We start from the raw sequence: 19,089 nt of genomic DNA on the forward strand, positions 1-19,089 counted from the left end.
CCCATGGTGCAGCGCCAGCTCCCCAAGCCCGACCAGCTCTTCGAGCTGATGAAGTTCAAGAAGCCCGAGCTCGACGGCCGCAAGCGCCGGCTCGCCGCCGCGCTGACGATCGCCGACCTCCGGATGATCGCGAAGCGCCGCACGCCGAAGGCGGCCTTCGACTACACGGACGGCTCCGCCGAGGAGGAGATCTCGCTGCGGCGGGCGCGCCAGGCGTTCCGCGACATCGAGTTCACGCCCGGCATCCTGCGCGGGCTCTCCGACACCGTCGACACGAGCCGCGAGATCCTCGGCGGCCCGTCGGCGCTCCCGTTCGCCATCGCGCCGACGGGCTTCACCCGCCTCATGCAGACCGAGGGCGAGGTCGCCGGCGCCGGCGCGGCGGGCGCCGCCGGCATCCCGTTCACGCTGTCGACGCTGGGCACGACCTCCATCGAGGACGTGAGGGCCGCGAACCCGCACGGGCGCAACTGGTTCCAGCTCTACGTGATGCGCGACCGCGACATCTCCTACGGGCTGGTCGAGCGCGCCGCCGCCGCGGGCTTCGACACGCTCCAGTTCACGGTCGACACCCCGGTGGCGGGCGCCCGGCTGCGCGACAAGCGCAACGGCTTCTCGATCCCGCCGCAGCTCACGCTCGGCACGATCGTCAACGCGATCCCGCGGCCCTGGTGGTGGATCGACTTCCTCACCACCCCGCCGCTCGAGTTCGCATCGCTGTCCTCGACCGGCGGCACCGTCGGCGAGCTGCTCGACGCCGCCATGGACCCGTCGATCTCGTTCGCCGACCTCGACGTGATCCGCGGCCTCTGGCCAGGGAGGATCGCGATCAAGGGCGTGCAGTCCGTCGAGGACGCGAAGAAGCTCGCCGACCTCGGCGTCGACGCGATCATCCTGTCCAACCACGGCGGCCGGCAGCTCGACCGCGCGCCGATCCCGTTCCACCTGCTCCCCCACGTGGTCCGCGAGGTCGGCGGCGATGTCGAGATCGGCGTCGACACCGGCATCATGTCCGGTTCGGACATCGCCGCCGCCGTCGCGCTCGGCGCCCGCTTCACGATGATCGGCCGCGCCTACCTCTACGGGCTCATGGCGGGCGGGCGCCCCGGCGTCGACCGCGCGATCGAGATCCTCGCCGACCAGCTGCGCCGCACCATGAAGCTGCTCGGCGTCGGATCCCTCGACGAGCTCGAGCCGGGCCACGTGACCCAGCTGCAGCGGCTCGCGCCGGTGCGGCTGCCCGGAGGGCTGCCGGCCGGCGACGCGCCTGCCGCATCGCCGCTGTCGCCCGCACCGGAGCCCCGCCGGGCGCCGCGGTCGCGTCCGGCCCGCCGCACGACCACCGGATGACCCGCCCCGGGTAGCCGCCGGTCGGCGCCCGGCGACCGACTCTCGTTGCACTCTCAGGCTTTCGGTGCAAAACTGCACTTCATGTCCGAGAGTGCACTTTCGCTGCGCGAGCAGAAGACCGCGCAGACCGCGCGGCAGCTGCGGATGACCGCGCGCGCCCTCACCGCCGACCGCGGCCTGGCGGGCTTCACGATCGAGGAGCTCTGCTCGGAGGTCGGCGTCTCGCGCCGCACGTTCTTCAACTACTTCGCGTCGAAGGAGAACGCGGTCATCGGCATCCCGCTCCGAGCAGACGACCGCGACCTCGACGAGGCCTTCGCCGAGTCGACCGGTCCGCTGCTCGACGACTTCGTCGGGCTGCTCATCGCCCGATGGGAGCGCCTCGAGATGACCGGCGACGAGGTCGGCGACCTCATCCGGGCGCTCGAGCGCGATCCGAAGCTCGTGACGCACGTGCTCGGGCTCGGCGCCGAGGCCGAGCGGGAGGATGCCGCGCTCGTCGAGCGCCGCGAGGGTGCCCAGCCCGGTGACGTCCGCGCGGCCACCGCTGTCCATGTCGCGAGCGGCATCATGCGCGCGACCACCCAGCAGTTCTTCGACCCGGCGAACGCCGAGCCGTTCGGCACCATCGCCCGTGCGCGCCTCGCGGCCGCCCGATCGCTCCTTGCGCGCTGACCGGCGCCCGCAACCATCACCAGGAGAAGGACACCGTGACCTCCGCCACGACCGCCACCGGACCGCTGCTGCTCACGAAGCGGCGCATCTGGATCATCTTCAGCGCGCTCATCGCGGGCATGCTGCTCTCCAGCCTCGACCAGACCATCGTGTCGACCGCGATGCCGACCATCGTCGGCGACCTCGGCGGCGTGCAGCACCAGGTCTGGATCACGACGGCCTACCTGCTCGCCACCACGATCGTGATGCCGATCTACGGCAAGTTCGGCGACGTGCTGGGCCGGCGGCGGCTCTTCCTCGTCGCGATCGCGATCTTCACGCTCGCCTCCGTCGGCTGCGCCTTCGCCGGCGACTTCTGGATGTTCGTGGTCTTCCGCGCGCTGCAGGGCCTCGGCGGCGGCGGGCTGATGATCCTGAGCCAGGCGATCATCGCCGACATCGTGCCCGCGAACGAGCGCGGCAAGTACCTCGGGCCGCTCGGCGCCATCTTCGGCCTCTCGGCCGTGGGCGGCCCGCTGCTCGGCGGCTTCTTCGTCGACCACCTCACCTGGCAGTGGGCGTTCTACATCAACATCCCGGTCGGCATCGCGGCCTTCGTGATCGCCCTCGTCGCGCTGACGCTGCCGAGCAAGCGGGCCGAGAAGCCGATCGACGTGCTCGGCGTGCTGTTCCTCTCCGTGGCCACGACCTGCCTGATCTTCTTCACCGACTTCGGCGGCGACGACGCCCACGGCTGGAGCGCACCGGAGACCTGGGCGTGGGGCGCCGGGCTGCTCGCGGCCGTGCTCGCGTTCGTGCTCACCGAGGCGCGCGCCGCCGACCCCATCATCCCGCTCGGCCTGTTCAAGAACCCGGTCTTCATCAACGCGACCGCGATCGGGCTCACCCTCGGGCTCGGGATGTTCGCCGCGATCGGCTTCGTGCCCACGTTCCTGCAGATGTCGTCCGGCACCTCCGCGGCGGCCTCCGGGCTGCTCATGCTGCCGATGATGGCGGGGCTCATGATCACCTCGATCGGGTCCGGCATCCTCATGTCGAAGACGGGGCGCTACCGGCTGTTCCCGATCCTCGGCACCCTCATCGTCGGCGCGGTGATGGTCGTCATGACCACGCTCGCGGCGTCGACGCCGATCTGGCTGATCTGCGTGTACCTGTTCGTGTTCGGCGCCGGGCTCGGCCTCATCATGCAGGTGGTCGTGCTCGTGGCCCAGAACGCCGTGCCGGCAGCCCAGCTCGGCACCGCGACCAGCACGAACAACTACTTCCGCGAGGTCGGCGGCGCGCTCGGCACGGCGGTGTTCGGCACCATCTTCACCACCCGCCTCACCGAGGGGCTCACGAAGGTGTTCTCGGATGCCGGCGCCAGCGCGTCCGACGCCTCCTCCGCCACGTCGAGCCTCGACCCGCAGACGCTGTCGCAGCTGCCGGACGCCGTGCGCGAGGGCATCGTCAACGCCTACGCCCACGCACTCGCCCCGGTGTTCTGGTACCTGCTGCCGTTCATCGGCGCGGCGTTCATCCTGTCGCTCATCCTCAAGCAGATCCCGCTCTCCGACACCGCCGGGCTCGTCGCCCGCGGCGAGGCGATCTCGGGCGAGGAGGCGGAGCGGATGGAGGCGGAGCGGCTCGGTCGCGCCCCGGTCCCGGCCGGCGGGGCGGGAGCCTCGCCGGCGACGCGGGATGCCGACGGCGTGACCGCCGCGACGGCAACGCGCGCGGCAAGTCCGGGCGCGTCGGCGTCGGACGCGGAAGACTAGGCACGACGCCGACTTCGAGGAGGACGCCGTGCGCCGTGTGGGAGTGATCGTGGGACCCGACCGGGTCGAGGCCGCGCTGACCGAGGAGCCCGACTACCTGGAGCCGGCGATCTCCGGCGGCCTCGTGCAGCGCGGCGAGGACGGGCGCTGGACGCTCGATCCGGTGTTCGCCGGCCGACGGCATCCGTCGTTCGCGCTGCTCTTCCCCGGCGACCTCGCGCTGTCCGACCCGCGCGTGCCGCTCGATCCGGTGTGGGACTACCTCGACCAGGTGCTGCCGCTCGTCGCGTCGGTCGCCGAGCCCGGTGCGCGGATCGTCTTCGGCTCCGGCACCGCGCGCCGCATCCCGGACGACGTGGACGACGCCGCGGGCCGAGAGCGCTTCGCCGAGACCCTGCGCGGGGTGCGCGACCGCGCCGCCGAGCACGACCTCGTGATCATGCTGGAGCCGCTCAACACGGGCGAGACGAACCTCATCGCGACGATCCAGGAGGCGCTGGCCTTCCTCGACGAGCACCGCATCCACGCCGTGCCGGTGGTGGCGGACCTCTTCCACATCATGGCCGCCGAGGAGCCCCTCGTGATCGTCGGCCGGAACATCGACCGCATCGGCCACGTGCACCTCGCGGACGGCGGCCGCCGCTTCATCGGCGCCGGCGGCTACCCCTGGCGCGAGCTGCTCGACGTGCTCGACGCCGCCGGCTACTCGCTCGGCCTCACGCTCGAGTGCAACTGGGGCGACGACTTCGCGGGCGAGCTGCACACGTCGCTCGCGCTCGTGCGCGGGCACTCGGCGCGCTGACGATCAGTCGTCCTCCCAGGTCCGATGCGCCGTCGCGTCGTCCGGCGGACGACGGAGCGTCGGCCGAGGTGCGGGTCCGAAGCGATCGCTGCGCGGGTGGCGCAGGGTCGCCGGGAAGGTCTCGACTGGGGCGTCTGCGTCGAAGCGGGGGTGACGGACCGCCCAGATGAAGAAGGCGCCCAGTCCGATGCTGAGGGCGCAGAGGACGAGCCCCGCGATGCCGAGCGCCGCGGTGCCGGTCCCGAATCCGAACACGGCGATGGACAGTCCTACGGCGAGATGGACACCTCGCCAGACGAGCGCGCGCAGGAAGATCCGCCGCGCCGTCGTCGTACCCACGTCGTCAGTATCCGCGAGGACCGGGAAATGCGAAAAGCCCCGCGAACTGGCGAGAGTTCACGGGGCGATCCGTACACCCCCCGGGACTTGAACCCGGAACCCACTGATTAAGAGTCAGTTGCTCTGCCAATTGAGCTAGAGGTGCTCGTCGTTCTCACGACGGGCCCGGCGAACCGGACCGAGGAACCACGATAGCACCTCGTGCGCTCGGCTCGCGACGCGCGGCCCGTCCGCGACGCGTTTAGGCTCGGCACGTGACCCGACTCGAGCCCGGCGACGCCGCCCCCGCCTTCACGCTGCCCGATCAGGACGGCGCCGCAGTCGCACTGGAGGAGTTCCGCGGCCGCCGCGTCATCCTCTACTTCTACCCGGAGGCCATGACCCCGGGCTGCACGACGGAGGCCTGCGACTTCCGCGACAGCCTCGAGCCGCTCGCGGCGGGCGGCTTCGTGGTGCTCGGCGTCTCGCGCGACTCCGAGGAGAAGCTGCGCCGGTTCCGGGAGCAGGAGCACCTCACGTTCCCGCTCCTCAGCGACGCCGACCGCGCCGTGCACGAGGCGTACTCGGTGTGGGGCGAGAAGCAGCTCTACGGCAAGACCGTCACCGGCGTCATCCGCTCGACGTTCGTCATCGACGCCGAGGGCCGCATCGAGCAGGCGTTCTACAACACGAAGGCGACCGGCCACGTCGCCATGCTGCGCAAGCGGCTCGGCGTCGCGGCCTAGCCCCCGCTAGACCCGGACGGCGCGCAGGCGCACCAGCACCTCGGGCCCGCGGCGGTCCAGCATCCGCCCGCCGATGAGGATGCCCGCCGTCAGCGCGACCGGGCCCATCACCAGGCCGGTGACGAGCGCCGCCCAGCCGAAGGCCGGCACGCCGCCGAGGATCGCGACGAGCGCGAGCGCGATCTCCGGCAGCGCGAGCGCGGCGGTGATGCCGGCGACGGCATACGACGCCACGACGGTCGTGGTGCCGGCACCCGCCGACGCCGAGAACGGGTTCCGCCGCGAGCGCGGCACGGGGAAGACGAGCCGCGCCGACGACACCGCCACGACCCCGAGCGCCGACAGCAGGAGTCCGATCGAGACGCCGAGCAGCGCCGGCAGCTGGGATCCGGCGCCGACCACGATCGCCGCGACGATCTGCACCATGAGCACGGCGGGCAGCGCGATCGTCGCGAGCCCGAGCGTGCGCCCGATGCGGTCGTGCACGCCGCGGACTCCCGCCGCAAGATGCGCGGACCACGCCGTGCCGTCGTAGGAGATCCCCGCGAACACGGCGAGCGGCAGGGTGGCGGCGACCATCGGCCCGGCCAGCAGCGCGAGCCCGTCGTTGTGCAGCAGCCGGCTCCAGAGCAGCGTCAGCACCGGCAGGACCGGGATCACGGCGAGCTGCCGGGCGTAGCGCGGGTCGCGCACCCAGTAGATGAGCGAGCGCGCCCAGATCGCGCCCCAGGGGGTGGCGGGCGTCCAGCGGAAGGCGGAGAGCCGTCCGCCCGCCGCCGAGCGGGTCGCGCCGCCGCCGCGCCGGGTCAGCGAGGCGCGGAGCGCGGCCCACCACGCGACCACGATCCCGACCGCCGTGACGACGGCGATGGCCCCGGAGACGGCTGCGGCGCCGCCGAACCCGGCCGCGACCCAGCCGGGCACGGCCCAGATCGCGCCGACCGGCGAGAAGGCGAGCACGTCGGCCGCCATCCGGAATCCCGAGTCGCCGCCGGTCAGCCCCACGGCGACGGCGGCGACGGCCGGGCCGGCCGCCACGGCGACGAGCGCCCCGAGCACGCCGATCCGCACCCGAAGCGCACGCCCGGCGAGCAGGTTGCCGGTCAGCGTCGCCACCATGCGCGAGGTCGCGATCGCGGTCAGCGCCCCGACCAGGCCGCACAGCGCCGCGATCGGGGAGACGCCCGGCGCGTAGCGCCAGGCGATCGCCGTGAGCAGGCCGACGATGATCGTGGTGCCGCCCGGCACCCAGGTGATGCCGACGAGCAGCTGGGCGCGGAGGATCTGCCCGGCCGACAGCGGGAACGGCGCGAGGCGCATCGGATCGAGCGTCTGCTCGACGCCGTTCACGATGATCGGCACCACGGTCCAGCCGAGCACGACGGCGGTGCCGCCGATCACGATCGACGAGTAGGGCACCGAGATCGGCAGCTGGGGCGAGACGCCCGGCAGGATCCAGAGCACGGTCACGGCCGTGAGGATGATCGGCGGCGCGACGAGGGCGCCCGCGATGACCGCGATGAGCTGCACGGGGTTGCGCCGGAGGGTGTTTGCGAGCACCCGGAACCGCAGCCTCAGAAGGAGCGCAGCCACTCCGGTCCCTCCCCGTGCCGGCGACCGCCGACGAGATCGAGGAAGCGGTCCTCGAGGGTCTGCCCCTCGCGCACCTCCTCGATCGTGCCGCTGACCAGCACGCGCCCGGCGGCCATGATCGCGACGCGGTCGCACATCCGCTGCACGAGATCCATCGAGTGGCTCGACACGACGACGGTGCCGCCCGCGTCGACGAAGCCGTGCAGCATGTCGCGGATGTTCGCGGCCGAGACCGGGTCCACCGACTCGAACGGCTCGTCGAGCACGAGCAGCCGCGGCGAGTGGACGAGCGCGCAGGCCAGCGCGATCTTCTTCGTCATGCCGGCCGAGTAGTCCGCGACCTGCCCGCCGGCGGAGGCCCGGAGGTCGAGCACGTCGAGGAGGTCGGCCGTGCGCGCGGCGACGACGTCGCGCTCCAGCCCGAACAGCAGCCCGGTGTAGGTGATGAGCTGCTCGCCGGTGAGCCGGTCGTAGAGGTCCACGCCGTCAGCGAGATTGCCGATCAGCCGCTTGGCCGCCAGCGGGTCGCTCCAGACGTCGAGGTCGTGCACGCGGGCCGTGCCCGCATCGGGCCGCAGCAGGCCCGTGGCCATCGAGAGCGTGGTCGTCTTGCCGGCGCCGTTCGGCCCGACCAGCCCGAAGAACGAGCCGACCGGCACGACGAGGTCGACGGAGTCGACCGCGACGGCGCCGCCGAAGCGCTTGACGAGCCCGGTGAGCTCGAGGGCGGTGCCGCTCATCCGCGCGCGGCGTTGTAGACGACCGACTCGCCGCGCGCGACCCGGTCGGCGAACTCGGCCAGCCCGGCTCGGGCGGCCTCGACGGCGTGCCCGCCGGTGACGCGGATGCCGCGCTGCTCGAGCTGCGCGCTCCAGTCGGCGGCGATCGGGCCCTCGTCGAAGCCGGTGATGCGCTCGACGTCGGCGCTCTCGAGGGCGTAGTCCAGCGCGGTGACGCCCGACCAGACGACCGCGCCCGTGCACATGGCGCACGGGGCCGCGTTGACCGCGATCCGCACCGGTCCGGCCGCGCCGAGATCCCATCCGCCGCGGACGGTCTGCGCGAACGACAGCGCGACGACCTCCGCGTGCATGCTCGACAGCCCGGTGGCGAGCACGAGGTTGACGCCGGCCGCGATCACGGCGCCGGTCGCCGACTCGGTCACGACGGCGGCGAACGGACCGCCGGTGCCCTCGGCCACATTGCGCCGGGCCAGCTCGACGGCCGCGGCGACGGCGTCGGCGGGGCCGAGCTCGCGGGGCAGCGAGGCGGTCTCCGCGACGAGCCACCCGGGCGCGCGCACGGCGAAGCCCATCGTCATCCGTGCTCCCGTCGTGCCGTCCACGCCTGCACTCCCGGCGTGAAGAGCAGCACGATCAGTATCGCCGCGAGCGCGATGAGCGGCCACCCCAGAACGGGTTGCGCGCCGGGTCCGGTGAGCGCGCTGATGCCGACGACGAGCTGCAGCAGCTGCCAGACCACGATGGCCGCGCGCACCCAGAACCGGCCGCGAAGGAGGCCGGTGACCATGAGCACCGATCCGAGCAGCGCGAGCGCGGCGATCACGAGCAGCGCGACGGCATCCGGACCCGACGTCTCCCGTGCCGCGATCAGCTCGCCGAGGAGCACGCCGCCGGCGACGAGCACCAGGAGCCCCTCCACTACCAGACCCGCGGCGAGGGTCGGAACGAGGGCCGACCGCCGGTCGTGATTCACAGTGAAACCCCATCCCGACCTCTTGATCAGTCGTAACAAGTATGAAACAGTTGCTGTCGGTTGAATGACGCCTGCAGGGTCGCAGGTCGATCGAGATTCGATCCCTCCCCTCATCATCACCGCTCCGGTTCGACGTCCTATCGACGCGCCTGGACGCGGGCCGGGCGTGCCCGGACGACCTGAGCACCACACGAAGGAGCACCACGCATGGATTGGCGCGACAAGGCCGCCTGCCTCACCGCGGACCCGGAGCTGTTCTTCCCGGTCGGCAACACCGGACCCGCCGTCGACCAGATCGAGAAGGCGAAGACGGTCTGCGGTCGCTGCGCCGTCACCGAGATGTGCCTGCAGTACGCCCTCGAGACCAACCAGGACTCGGGCGTCTGGGGTGGTCTCAGCGAGGACGAGCGTCGTGCGCTGAAGCGCCGCGCGGCCCGCGCCCGCCGCGCCTCCTGACCGTCCGCGTCAGCTCGTCTCGAGCCGGGGCGTCAGTTCTTCTCGCGAGAGAACTCAGTTCTTCTCGAGAGAGAACTCAGTTCTTCTCGAGGTAGAGCAGCGGGATGTCGATGGTCACCTCGGTGCCCTCGCCCTGCATCGTGTGCCAGTCGATGGTGCCGCTGAGCTCGCCCTGGATGAGCGTCCGCACGATCTGCGTGCCGAGGCCGGCGCCGACCTGGCCCTCCGGGAGCCCGACGCCGTCGTCGCGCACCTTCACCTCGAGCCGGCCGTCGAGCCGCTGCGCCGCGATCTCGACCGTGCCGTCGCGATCGGCGAGCCCGTGCTCCACGGCGTTCGTCACGAGCTCGGTCAGCGCGAGCGAGAGCGGCGTGGCGTACTCGCTCGGCAGCACGCCGAACTGCCCCGACTTCGTCGGGCGCACGGTCGTGTTGGTGCCGGAGGCGACCTCCGTGATGAGCATGAGCACCCGGTCGAACACCTCGTCGAAGTCGACGTTCTGACTCAGCCCGGTGCTCAGCGTGTCGTGCACGACCGCGATCGCCGACACCCGGCGCATGGCCTGACGCAGCGACTCGCCGGCCTCCTCGCTGCGTGAGCGGCGGGCCTGGATGCGCAGCAGCGACGCCACCGTCTGCAGGTTGTTCTTCACCCGGTGGTGGATCTCGCGGATCGTCGCGTCCTTGGTGATGAGCTCCTGCTCCTGGTGCCGCGTCTCCGTGACGTCGCGCACCAGCACGAGGGCGCCGACGCGCTCCCCGCGCTCGCGGAGCGGGATGGTGCGCAGCGTCACGGTGACCCCGCGCGCCTCGATGTCGGTGCGCCACGGCGCGCGTCCGGTCACGACGAGCGGCAGCGACTCGTCGACGATGAGCTTGCCCTTGAGCAGCCCGGTCGTGACGTCGGCGAGCGACTCCCCCTCGAGCTCGCCGTCGAAGCCCATGCGGTTGAAGGCGCTGAGCCCGTTCGGGCTCGCGAAGGTGACGATGCCGTCGACGTCGAGCCGGATGAGCCCGTCGTTCGCGCGCGGAGCTCCGCGGCGCGGCCCCGCCGGCGCCTGCAGGTCGGGGAAGTCGGCGGTGGCGATCATGCCGAACAGGTCGTTCGCGCACTGGTTGAAGACGAGCTCCTGCCGGCTCGGCGTCCGCGCCTCGCTGAGGTTGGAGTGCCGGGTGATCACCGCGATCGGGCTGTCGGCCACCTCGCGGCTCGACGGCGTCGGCCTGCGCATCACCGGCACCGCCCGCACCCGGGTCGGGGTCTCCTCGAACCAGTCCGGCGCCGCCGTGTCGACGATCTGCCGGGTGGCGAACGCCTCGCCGACCTGATGCGCCCACTCCGGCTTGATGCGCTGGCCGACGAAGTCGCGGTAGAACAGCGTCGCCGCCGACGACGGACGCGAGTGCGCGACGGCCACGAACCCGTCGTCCTCGGCCGGCACCCACAGCAGCACGTCGGCGAAGGCGAGATCGGCGAGCAGCTGGAGGTCGCCCACCAGCACGTGGAGCCAGTCGATGTCGGCCTCGCTCGACCGCCCCTGGGCGTGGGCGATGTCGGAGAGGGTGGTCACCGCTCCAGGCTAGCCGCCCGCGACCGCCGCGCCGATCGGCCGCCGCGGCCGCCGCATCCGCCGTTCCCGGCGGCGCGCGGGAGCGGGATCGGGCTCCTGCGGCAGCAGTCGCGCCGCGACGAGATCGCGAAGGGCCGCACGCGCCGCGCTGTGCGGCGCGACGTCGGCCAGCGGCCGTCCGCTGAGCAGCGCGGCGTCGAACGCGCCCGGGTCGGAGGGCACGAGCACCGGATCCTCGATGCCGCCGAAGCGCAGCAGCGTCTGCCGCACCTGCCCGGCAGGGTCGAGCCCGATCGCCGACGCCCGCACCCGGTTCACGACGACGCTCACCCGCTCCGGGTCGACGAGCTCGAGCAGCTCGGCGTGCCCGCGCAGGTAGCGCGACAGCCCGATCGGATCGGCGCTGCCGACGGCGATCACCGCGTCCGCCGAGCGCAGGGCGGTGACGCCCGCGGCGTTGCGGCGCGGTGCGAGCAGGTCGCTCGAGAGCTCCTCGTCCTGCTCGAGCGGCGCGGCCACGTCGACGACCACCCAGTCCGCCCAGCCGCGCGCGATGCGCAGGGTGGTCTCGACGCGGTCGGCGGAGAGCTCCGGCCAGCGGCTCGGCCGACCGAGCCCCGTCAGCACCCGGAACGCCCCGCTCCGGGTGCGGCACACCGCCGCGAGCCGGTCGAGCTCGCCGGCGTCGAGCGCGTCGGTGCCGGCGAGGCGGCACGCGGCCGCGAAGCCGGGCGCCTCGTCGAGCAGCCCGAGCGCGGGTGCGACGGCCGCGGCGTGCGTGTCCGCATCCGTGAGCACGACGGCGGATCCGGCCGCGGCCAGCTCCGCGGCGATCGCGATGGCCAGGGACGTGCGGCCGGGAGCGCCCGCAGGACCCCAGACGACGACCACCCGGCCCCGGCGCGGCGCGACCGTCGGCACGGGCGGGAGCCCGGCGGCGCGTCCCGTGGTGCGGGAGGCCGGGCCGACGTCGACGCCGACGTCCGCACCGCCGGCGAGGTCGCCGTCACGGGGCGGCCGGCTCGACACGTCGTGCCCGCGGGTCGGCACGAGCGCGGGCCAGTCGGCCGGGCCGTCGACCACGTCGAGCAGACCGAGACCGCGCGCGAGCCGCGGGTCGCCCGCGACGGCCACGATCCGCACACCGGCGGCATCGCACGCGGCGACGAGCGCCGCGTCGAGCCGCCGCGGATCGGCGGATGCCACCGCGACCTCCGCTCCGCTCCCGGCGACGGTCGCGGCCGCCTCCGCGGCGCCCGCGCAGCGCGCCACGACCCGGTGGCCGTGATGCGCGGCACTCGCGACGAGCCGGGCGTCGTCGTCCGGCGCGAGCACGAGCAGCACGTCGGTCACGAGCCGCCGCCCGCGATCCCGGACGGCACGACCGACAGCCGTGCGCCGTCCGCCTGGGCCTGCAGCACGCGCGCGACACGGCCCTGCGGCAGCAGGAGCTCGACCGCGACGCCGTCGTCGGCCACGAGACCGTCGCGGCTGCGCACCTCGACCACGACCGCCCCGGAGACCAGCACGCTCGGCGGATCGGCCGGCTGCTCGAGCGAGCCGCTCGTCGGCGCCGCCCAGAGGTCGGCCTCCGCGCCCGCCCGGATCTGCGACGGCACCTCGCCGTCGACCGACACGACGACGGAGGTCAGCCCGGACGCCGCCGCGTCGCCCACCGCCGAGGACGGCACCAGCTCGCCGCGCGCGACGGGGGTCCGCACGACCAGTCCGGCCGCGGGCAGCGACCCGACCGCGAGGTAGTGGGCGTCGGCGCCGTCGAGCACGACGTCGCGCCGCACGAGGTCGGTCTCGGAGATGCGCTGGCCCGGCACGAGCGCCGCCGACGCCGCGTAGACGCCGATCGTCGTGTCGGCGGCTCGCAGCAGTGCGACCACGCCGGCGACGGAGGCCAGCACGAGCACGAGGCCGACGACGAGCCGGGGGTCGGGCAGCCGGCGGCGGCGGGTCCGCGGGATCACGGGCACGAGCGCGGGCGCCCCGGCGGTCGGCACCGCTCGGGGCGGGACCGCGGGGGCGCGCATCGCGGACGTCGGCACGGCGGCTCCTCTCGCGTCCGTCACGGCGGCGGACGGCACCATGGTGCGTCCTCGCGGCCGACGGCGCGTCGAGTTATCCACAGGGCCGTCCACGGCCCCGTGCCGGCTCCATACTCGTCGCATGACCGGTGCCGACGAGCCCTCCGGGCCGAGCGCGAGCCTCCCGGACGGCACCGAGCCGCTCGGGCGCTTCCTCACGCTCGCCGACACGGCCGAGCTGCTCGCCATCTCGGCCGGCCAGGCCTACGCGCTCGTCCGCTCCGGCGAGCTGCCTGCGATCAAGGTCGGCGGCGCCGGCCACTGGCGCGTCGAGCGCACGGTGCTCGAGTCGTACATCGAGGCGAAGTACGAGGAGTCGCGCCGACTCAGCCGCTGGAACCAGTCCGACCTCGCGGACCTGCCGGAGCTGTTCGGACGCTGAGCCCTCCGGCCCCGCCGATCCGCATCGCCGACCGCGCGGATCGCGTCGACGGCTCCTCGTGCCGACCGCGCCGACGACGTATCGGCGACCGTGCCGGTCGCCTCAGAACCGCACGAGCAGCAGCTCCGCGAACGGCAGCAGCCGGGTCTGCCGCACCGTGCCGGCCCGGCGGGCCGCGCCCGGCTCGTGCTCGGCGAGATCCAGGTGATCACGGCCGATCCGGTCGATCGTGCCGTGCAGCCGGGCCCAGGACGTGGTCACGTCGACGGGCGCGCGGCGGCGGCAGAGGTCGCGGAGCACGAACGCGATGCCGAGCCGCGCGGCCAGCGCGGCGCCCGGCCGATCCGGGTCGCCGAGCGGCGCGGCGCCGACGCTCGCGGCGAGCTGCCCGGCCCGCGGCACGACCGACGCGATCGCGCCGATCGGCACGACGCAGCGGTGCCGCACCCGGCCGGCGCCGAGCACCGCCCCCGCGATCCAGTCGCGTCCGGACGACTCCGGCACGACCGCGAGCGCGCTGCCGTCGCGGAGCACGAGCTCCACCTCGTGGCGGACGCCGTCGGCATCCGCTCCGGTGCCGCACATCGCGGCGAGGCGGTCGCGGAAGGCGAGCCGCCCGAGCCGCAGCCGCTCCTCCTCCGCGAGCAGGTCGACGCGCTCGGCGTCGAGCTCGTGCTCGAGCTGGCTCTCGAGATCGTCGAAGAGCTCGTCCCAGCGCATGGCGGCACGGTAGCCCCGCGGGCCGGTCGCGCGACCGCGTTGTCCACAACCTGAGATCCGCTCTCGACACGACCGGACGGCGTCTGGTTGAGTGAGCCCACCCCCGGACGGGGGTGGACCACCCCGGTGTCCGATGGGAGTGAGATGCCCGACCCGAACGCCGCCTCCGGTTCCCCGACCGTGGACGGCAGCACCGCACGAGCCCCTCGTCCGCGCTTCGACTCCGAGGACTTCTTCGGCCGTCAGCGCTCGTCCACCGACGACCTCCCCGATCCGACCCCGCTCCTGGAGAACCTGACCCGCTGCGTGATCGAGGTGCTCGCCGGCGCCCGCGAGCTCGAGCAGCTCTCGCGCTGGGTCTCCGACGACGTCTACCGGCACCTGCTCAAGCGCGTGGTGCTGAGCACCCGGGCCCGGAGCGCGCGCCGCGCCACGGTCGTGCGGCCGCAGCTCGTGATCGGGTCGATCGTGCAGTGCCGCCCGCGCGACGGGGTCGTCGAGGCGACGGTCATCGTGCGCAGCCGCACCCGGGCGCGTGCCGTGGCGTTCCGGCTCGAGGGCCTGGACCGCCGGTGGCGGGCCACCGCCATCCACGTGCTCTGACGGCCCGACGACCCGGCGGCTCGCCGAGCGCACCCGCGTGCGGACTCGGACCGTTCCGGCGCTCTCGGACGGATACGCCCGTCCCGAGGCGCCGGAACCGGCCGGATCGCGCTACTTGCGGCGCTCGGCCGCGCGGCGCTGCTCGCGGTTGAGCGGCGCGTCGCCGCTCTGCACCTTCTGGCCGAACGCGCCGCGCGAGGCGGGCTGCGCGGGCTCCTCCGGCTGGGTCTGGCCTGCGGCCTCCCGCTCGGCCTGCAGCTGCTGGGCCTTCGCGGTGGCGGCGCGCTCGAGGCGTCCGCGCTGATCGCGCACCTCGACGTCGCCGGACGCGTCGTCCGACGGGGCCGAGTAGCTCAGGGCCTGCTGCGGGGCCTCGCCCTCCTGCAGGCCGCGGGCCGCGACGTGGGCGCCGTCGGCGCCACCGGTCACCTCGACCTCGAGGTTGAACAGGAAGCCGATGGTCTCCTCGCGGATCGAGCCCATCATCTGCTGGAACAGCGAGAAGCCCTCGCGCTGGTACTCGACCAGAGGATCGCGCTGCGCCATCGCGCGGAGGCCGATGCCGTCCTTGAGGTAGTCCATCTCGTAGAGGTGGTCGCGCCAGCGGCGGTCGATCACGCTGAGCACCACGCGGCGCTCGAGCTCGCGCATGGCGGGCGAGCCGAGCTGCTCCTCGCGGCGCTCGTAGGCGATCTTCGCGTCGGAGACGAGCTCCTCCTTCAGCGACTTCGCGCTGAGCTTGCCGCGCGTGCCCGCATCCGTGACGACCTCGTCGATCGTGATCGAGACCGGGAACATCTGCCGCAGCTCGCTCCAGAGCGCGTCGAGGTCCCAGTCCTCGCTCTGACCCTCGGACGTCTGAGCGTCGACGACCTCGGTCACCACGCCGGAGAGGAAGTTCTGCACGCGCTCGTGCAGGTCGTCGCCCTCGAGGATGTGGCGGCGGTCGCCGTAGATCGCCTCGCGCTGGCGGTTGAGCACGTCGTCGTACTTGAGCACGTTCTTGCGGATCTCCGCGTTGCGGCTCTCGACCTGCGACTGCGCGGAGCGGATGGCGCGGGTCACGGTCGACGACTGGATCGCGGTGTCGTCGGGCGCGCGCGACATGAGCATCTCGGCCGCACCCGTGTTGAACAGGCGCATGAGGTCGTCGCCGAGCGACAGGTAGAAGCGGCTCTCGCCGGGGTCGCCCTGACGGCCGGAGCGTCCGCGCAGCTGGTTGTCGATGCGGCGGGACTCGTGGCGCTCGGTGCCGAGCACGTAGAGGCCGCCGGCGTCGACGACCTTCTCCGCCTCCTCGGCGACCTGCTCCTTCTGCGCCTCGAAGACGGCCTCCCACTCCTGCTCGTACTCGTCGGGGGTATCGGCGGGCGAGAGGCCGCGCTTGTTCATCTCGGCGACGGCGAGGAACTCCGCGTTGCCGCCGAGCATGATGTCCGTGCCGCGGCCGGCCATGTTCGTGGCGACCGTGACGGCCTTGAGGCGACCGGCCTGGGCGACGATCGCCGCCTCGCGGGCGTGGTTCTTGGCGTTGAGCACCTCGTGCTTGACGCCCTTCTTCGCGAGCAGTCGCGAGAGGTACTCGCTCTTCTCGACGCTGGTCGTGCCGACGAGCACCGGCTGGCCGGCCTCGTGCCGCTCCGCGATGTCCTCGACGACCTGCGCGAACTTCGACTCCTCGTTCTTGTAGATGAGGTCCGGCTGGTCCTTGCGCACCATGGGCTTGTTCGTCGGGATCGGCACGACGCCGAGCTTGTAGGTCGACATGAACTCGGCGGCCTCGGTCTCGGCCGTGCCGGTCATGCCGGAGAGCTTCGAGTAGAGGCGGAAGTAGTTCTGCAGGGTGATGGTGGCGAGGGTCTGGTTCTCCGCCTTGACCTGCACGCCCTCCTTCGCCTCGATCGCCTGGTGGATGCCCTCGTTGTAGCGGCGTCCGACCAGGATGCGGCCGGTGTGCTCGTCGACGATGAGCACCTCGCCGTTCATGACGACGTAGTCCTTGTCGCGCTTGAACAGCGCGGCGGCCTTGATCGAGTTGTTGAGGAACGAGATGAGCGGGGTGTTCGCCGACTCGTACAGGTTGTCGATGCCGAGGTAGTCCTCGACCTTCTCGATGCCGGGCTCGAGCACGCCGACGGTGCGCTTCTTCTCGTCGACCTCGTAGTCGGACCCGGAGACGAGGCGCGTGGCGATGGACGCGAACTCGGTGAACCACCGGTTCGCCTCGCCCGAGGCGGGGCCGGAGATGATCAGCGGGGTGCGCGCCTCGTCGATGAGGATCGAGTCGACCTCGTCGACGACCGCGAAGTAGTGGCCGCGCTGCACCATGTCCTGGGCCTGCCAGGCCATGTTGTCGCGGAGGTAGTCGAAGCCGAACTCGTTGTTCGTGCCGTAGGTGACGTCGGCGGCGTACTGCTCGCGGCGCTCCTCCGGCGTCTGGCCGGAGATGATGCAGCCGGTGGTCATGCCGAGCGCACGGAGGACGCGGCCCATGAGCTCCGACTGGTAGCCGGCGAGGAAGTCGTTGACGGTGACGACGTGCACACCGCGCGAGGCGATCGCGTTGAGGTACGCGGCGAAGACCGCGGTCAGGGTCTTGCCCTCGCCGGTCTTCATCTCCGAGATGTTGCCGAGGTGCAGGTTCGCGCCGCCCATGACCTGCACCGTGAAGGGCCGCATGCCGAGCGTGCGCTTCGAGGCCTCGCGGACGGCGGCGAACGCCTCCGGCAGCAGGTCGTCGAGCGACTCGCCGTCGGCGAAGCGCTCGCGCAGCTGGCGGGTCTCGTCGCGGAGGTCGTCGTCGCTGAGCTCCTCGAAGGCCTCCTCGAGCTGGTCGACCGCCTCCGCGTAGTGCTTCAGCCGGCGCAGGATCCGTCCCTCGCCGACGCGGAGGATCTTCTCGAGCACGTTCGCCACGTAGGGCTCCTTCTTCGGTCCGTCGGGTCGCGCGGCAGGGCCGCGGCACCAGCGCGCCACTCTACCAATCCGCCGCGATTGCAGGCTGGACGCACCGCGCCCCGGCCCGAACTGGGGCCGGGGCGCGGTGGCGGTGCTCAGAGCTCGGTGTCGAGTCCGATCACGCCGTAGTCCCAGCCCTTGCGCCGGTAGACCACGCTCGGCCGGTCGGTCTGCGCGTCGATGTAGAGGAAGAAGTCGTGCCCGACCAGCTCCATGTGGTCGACTGCGTCCTCCTGCGTCATCCGGCTCGCGGGGAACACCTTTTGGCGGATGACGACCGGGCTCCAGTCCTGGTCGGCGTCGTCCGCGAGCACGGGGATCTCGCCGGTGGCGACCTTGTCGAGCACGTCGATGCTCGCGGCCTGCACGCCCGATCCGGCGAAGCCCGAGGCGCTGGCCTCGCGCAGCGAGGTGGGCCGGTGCTGGCCACGGTGCACCTTGCGGCGGTCCTTCGACTGGCGGATGCGCTCCACCATCTTGTCGAGCGCGAGGTCGAACGCGGCGTACTTGTCGCCCGCTCCCGCCTCGGCCCTCACCACCGGTCCCGGCCCGATCAGCGTCAGCTCGACGCGGTCATCGCCGCTCGCGCCGTTCGTTTCGTGGTGGCGGCATACCTTGATCTCGAGTGCGAGGGCCTTCTCCGCGAGACGGGCGACCTTGTCGGCCTTCTCCGTCGCGTAGTCCTCGAATCGTTCAGGGATGCCGACCCCCCGGCCGGTGATCGTGATGTCCATGCTCGACCTCCCATATCCCGGCGTGCCGCCTGCGGGATCCAGGCGGTCGTCTGATCCACGCCTTTCGGGACAACGTAGTCCCGCCTCCTGCCCCCGTCCACCGCGGACCCTGAGGATGTCCCCGGCGTCGCCTCGGCGCCGCCGGTCGGCTCGGCCGCGGATCCGTCGCGCCGCGGGGTGGAGAGCGCGACGGCCGCGCCGAGCACCTCGCCGCCCGCGGCCCGCACCGCCCGGGCGGCCTCCGCGAGCGTCGCGCCCGTCGTCGCGACGTCGTCGATGAGGAGCACGGCGAGCCCGTCGAGGCGCCGCCGGGCGCGCATCCGCCCGGCCGCGTTGCGCACGCGGTCGTCGAGCCCGAGCGCCTTCTGCGCACGACCGCCGCCGCGGTCGATGAGCAGGGCCGGCGCCCGCAGCCCGGCGCGCCGGAGCAGCACGCGGACCGGGTCGACGCCGCGCCGTCGACGAGACCGCGGCGATGCCGGGACGGGGCAGAGGACGACGCGGCGCGGCGCGTCGCCTGCCGCGGTGCCTGACCTGCCGGACTCGCCCGAGCCGCCGGCGTCGCCCGCGCCGAGGTCGGCCCGGAGGCGCACCGCGGCGGCGAGCGCGGGCG

General features: G+C 73.0%; 19 protein-coding genes, 1 tRNA gene and 1 pseudogene. 8 read left to right on the forward strand and 13 right to left on the reverse strand.

Annotated elements, in window-relative coordinates; translation table 11 throughout:
• The first annotated feature begins 3 nt into the window (after nt 1-3).
• From AC1RSJ_RS15665 to AC1RSJ_RS15680, 4 genes are all read left to right on the forward strand, one after another.
• Entirely contained in the window at nt 4-1,350 is a 1,347-nt protein-coding gene (locus tag AC1RSJ_RS15665; RefSeq protein WP_493119381.1) for an alpha-hydroxy acid oxidase, read from the forward strand.
• Nucleotides 1,351-1,431: 81 nt separating this feature from the next.
• The gene (locus AC1RSJ_RS15670; protein WP_493119382.1) at nt 1,432-2,025 is read left to right on the forward strand and encodes a TetR/AcrR family transcriptional regulator; all 594 of its coding nucleotides are present in this window, start codon (nt 1,432-1,434) and stop codon (nt 2,023-2,025) included.
• A 35-nt stretch (nt 2,026-2,060) separates the two neighbouring features.
• Nucleotides 2,061-3,782: an MDR family MFS transporter gene (locus tag AC1RSJ_RS15675; protein WP_493119383.1), complete on the forward strand. Its 1,722-nt coding sequence runs from the start codon at nt 2,061-2,063 to the stop codon at nt 3,780-3,782.
• 28 nt (nt 3,783-3,810) lie between these two features.
• Nucleotides 3,811-4,584, forward strand: coding sequence for a sugar phosphate isomerase/epimerase family protein (locus AC1RSJ_RS15680; RefSeq protein WP_493119384.1), 774 nt, complete (start codon nt 3,811-3,813; stop codon nt 4,582-4,584).
• 3 nt (nt 4,585-4,587) lie between these two features.
• Here AC1RSJ_RS15680 and AC1RSJ_RS15685 read toward each other — a convergent pair whose 3' ends face one another.
• Together AC1RSJ_RS15685 and AC1RSJ_RS15690 are read right to left on the reverse strand one after the other, a co-directional pair.
• Nucleotides 4,588-4,923 (reverse strand): hypothetical protein, encoded by a 336-nt coding sequence (locus AC1RSJ_RS15685; protein WP_493119385.1) that lies wholly within the window; start codon nt 4,921-4,923, stop codon nt 4,588-4,590.
• 72 nt (nt 4,924-4,995) lie between these two features.
• Nucleotides 4,996-5,068 (reverse strand) — tRNA-Lys (locus tag AC1RSJ_RS15690).
• Nucleotides 5,069-5,177: 109 nt separating this feature from the next.
• On the opposite strand from AC1RSJ_RS15690, the gene bcp reads away from it, so the two are divergent.
• Complete coding sequence (gene bcp, locus AC1RSJ_RS15695) at nt 5,178-5,648, forward strand: thioredoxin-dependent thiol peroxidase (protein WP_493119386.1); 471 nt, start codon at nt 5,178-5,180, stop codon at nt 5,646-5,648.
• Between the two features lie 6 nt (nt 5,649-5,654).
• Here the strand turns inward: bcp and AC1RSJ_RS15700 are convergent, their stop codons facing one another.
• From AC1RSJ_RS15700 to AC1RSJ_RS15715, 4 genes are read right to left on the reverse strand one after another with little or no spacing between them, the layout of a single operon-like run.
• Nucleotides 5,655-7,208 carry a transporter gene (locus tag AC1RSJ_RS15700; RefSeq protein ID WP_493119387.1) on the reverse strand — a complete coding sequence of 518 codons (1,554 nt, stop codon included), beginning with the start codon at nt 7,206-7,208 and terminating at the stop codon, nt 5,655-5,657.
• Between the two features lie 14 nt (nt 7,209-7,222).
• Entirely contained in the window at nt 7,223-7,981 is a 759-nt protein-coding gene (locus AC1RSJ_RS15705) for an ABC transporter ATP-binding protein (RefSeq protein ID WP_493119388.1), read from the reverse strand.
• Nucleotides 7,978-8,586 carry a nucleoside deaminase gene (locus tag AC1RSJ_RS15710; protein ID WP_493119389.1) on the reverse strand — a complete coding sequence of 203 codons (609 nt, stop codon included), beginning with the start codon at nt 8,584-8,586 and terminating at the stop codon, nt 7,978-7,980. The genes AC1RSJ_RS15705 and AC1RSJ_RS15710 overlap by 4 nt, the downstream gene beginning before the upstream one ends.
• Nucleotides 8,559-8,903 (reverse strand): hypothetical protein, encoded by a 345-nt coding sequence (locus AC1RSJ_RS15715; RefSeq protein ID WP_493119390.1) that lies wholly within the window; start codon nt 8,901-8,903, stop codon nt 8,559-8,561. The genes AC1RSJ_RS15710 and AC1RSJ_RS15715 overlap by 28 nt, the downstream gene beginning before the upstream one ends.
• A gap of 261 nt (nt 8,904-9,164) precedes the next feature.
• Here AC1RSJ_RS15715 and AC1RSJ_RS15720 point away from each other — a divergent pair, with 261 nt between their 5' ends.
• A complete protein-coding gene (locus AC1RSJ_RS15720) occupies nt 9,165-9,413 on the forward strand; it encodes a WhiB family transcriptional regulator (RefSeq protein WP_493119391.1) in 249 nt (82 codons plus the stop codon).
• A 76-nt stretch (nt 9,414-9,489) separates the two neighbouring features.
• Here the strand turns inward: AC1RSJ_RS15720 and AC1RSJ_RS15725 are convergent, their stop codons facing one another.
• From AC1RSJ_RS15725 to AC1RSJ_RS15735, 3 genes are read right to left on the reverse strand one after another with little or no spacing between them, the layout of a single operon-like run.
• Nucleotides 9,490-10,983: a sensor histidine kinase gene (locus AC1RSJ_RS15725; protein ID WP_493119392.1), complete on the reverse strand. Its 1,494-nt coding sequence runs from the start codon at nt 10,981-10,983 to the stop codon at nt 9,490-9,492.
• Nucleotides 10,984-10,992: 9 nt separating this feature from the next.
• Complete coding sequence (locus AC1RSJ_RS15730) at nt 10,993-12,336, reverse strand: CpaE/TadZ family protein (RefSeq protein WP_493119393.1); 1,344 nt, start codon at nt 12,334-12,336, stop codon at nt 10,993-10,995.
• Nucleotides 12,333-13,082, reverse strand: a complete 750-nt coding sequence (locus AC1RSJ_RS15735) for a hypothetical protein (RefSeq protein WP_493119394.1) — start codon at nt 13,080-13,082, stop codon at nt 12,333-12,335. Before AC1RSJ_RS15735 ends, AC1RSJ_RS15730 begins: the two co-directional genes overlap by 4 nt.
• A gap of 79 nt (nt 13,083-13,161) precedes the next feature.
• Here AC1RSJ_RS15735 and AC1RSJ_RS15740 point away from each other — a divergent pair, with 79 nt between their 5' ends.
• The gene (locus tag AC1RSJ_RS15740; protein ID WP_493119395.1) at nt 13,162-13,461 is read left to right on the forward strand and encodes a helix-turn-helix domain-containing protein; all 300 of its coding nucleotides are present in this window, start codon (nt 13,162-13,164) and stop codon (nt 13,459-13,461) included.
• Nucleotides 13,462-13,563: 102 nt separating this feature from the next.
• Here AC1RSJ_RS15740 and AC1RSJ_RS15745 read toward each other — a convergent pair whose 3' ends face one another.
• Nucleotides 13,564-14,181, reverse strand: coding sequence for a hypothetical protein (locus AC1RSJ_RS15745; RefSeq protein WP_493119396.1), 618 nt, complete (start codon nt 14,179-14,181; stop codon nt 13,564-13,566).
• Nucleotides 14,182-14,325: 144 nt separating this feature from the next.
• Here AC1RSJ_RS15745 and AC1RSJ_RS15750 point away from each other — a divergent pair, with 144 nt between their 5' ends.
• Nucleotides 14,326-14,784 carry an Rv3235 family protein gene (locus AC1RSJ_RS15750; protein WP_493119397.1) on the forward strand — a complete coding sequence of 153 codons (459 nt, stop codon included), beginning with the start codon at nt 14,326-14,328 and terminating at the stop codon, nt 14,782-14,784.
• Between the two features lie 111 nt (nt 14,785-14,895).
• Here the strand turns inward: AC1RSJ_RS15750 and secA are convergent, their stop codons facing one another.
• The 3 genes and pseudogenes from secA to AC1RSJ_RS15765 form a co-directional block, all read right to left on the reverse strand.
• Nucleotides 14,896-17,700 (reverse strand): preprotein translocase subunit SecA, encoded by a 2,805-nt coding sequence (gene secA / locus AC1RSJ_RS15755; protein ID WP_493119398.1) that lies wholly within the window; start codon nt 17,698-17,700, stop codon nt 14,896-14,898.
• Between the two features lie 137 nt (nt 17,701-17,837).
• Entirely contained in the window at nt 17,838-18,476 is a 639-nt protein-coding gene (hpf, locus tag AC1RSJ_RS15760; RefSeq protein ID WP_493119399.1) for a ribosome hibernation-promoting factor, HPF/YfiA family, read from the reverse strand.
• A 182-nt stretch (nt 18,477-18,658) separates the two neighbouring features.
• Nucleotides 18,659-18,796, reverse strand: a pseudogene (locus tag AC1RSJ_RS15765) (phosphoribosyltransferase family protein); the annotation flags it as partial.
• Between the last annotated feature and the right edge of the window lie 293 nt (nt 18,797-19,089).

The sequence above is a fragment of the Schumannella sp. GW821-FHT10F01 genome (assembly GCF_058809295.1).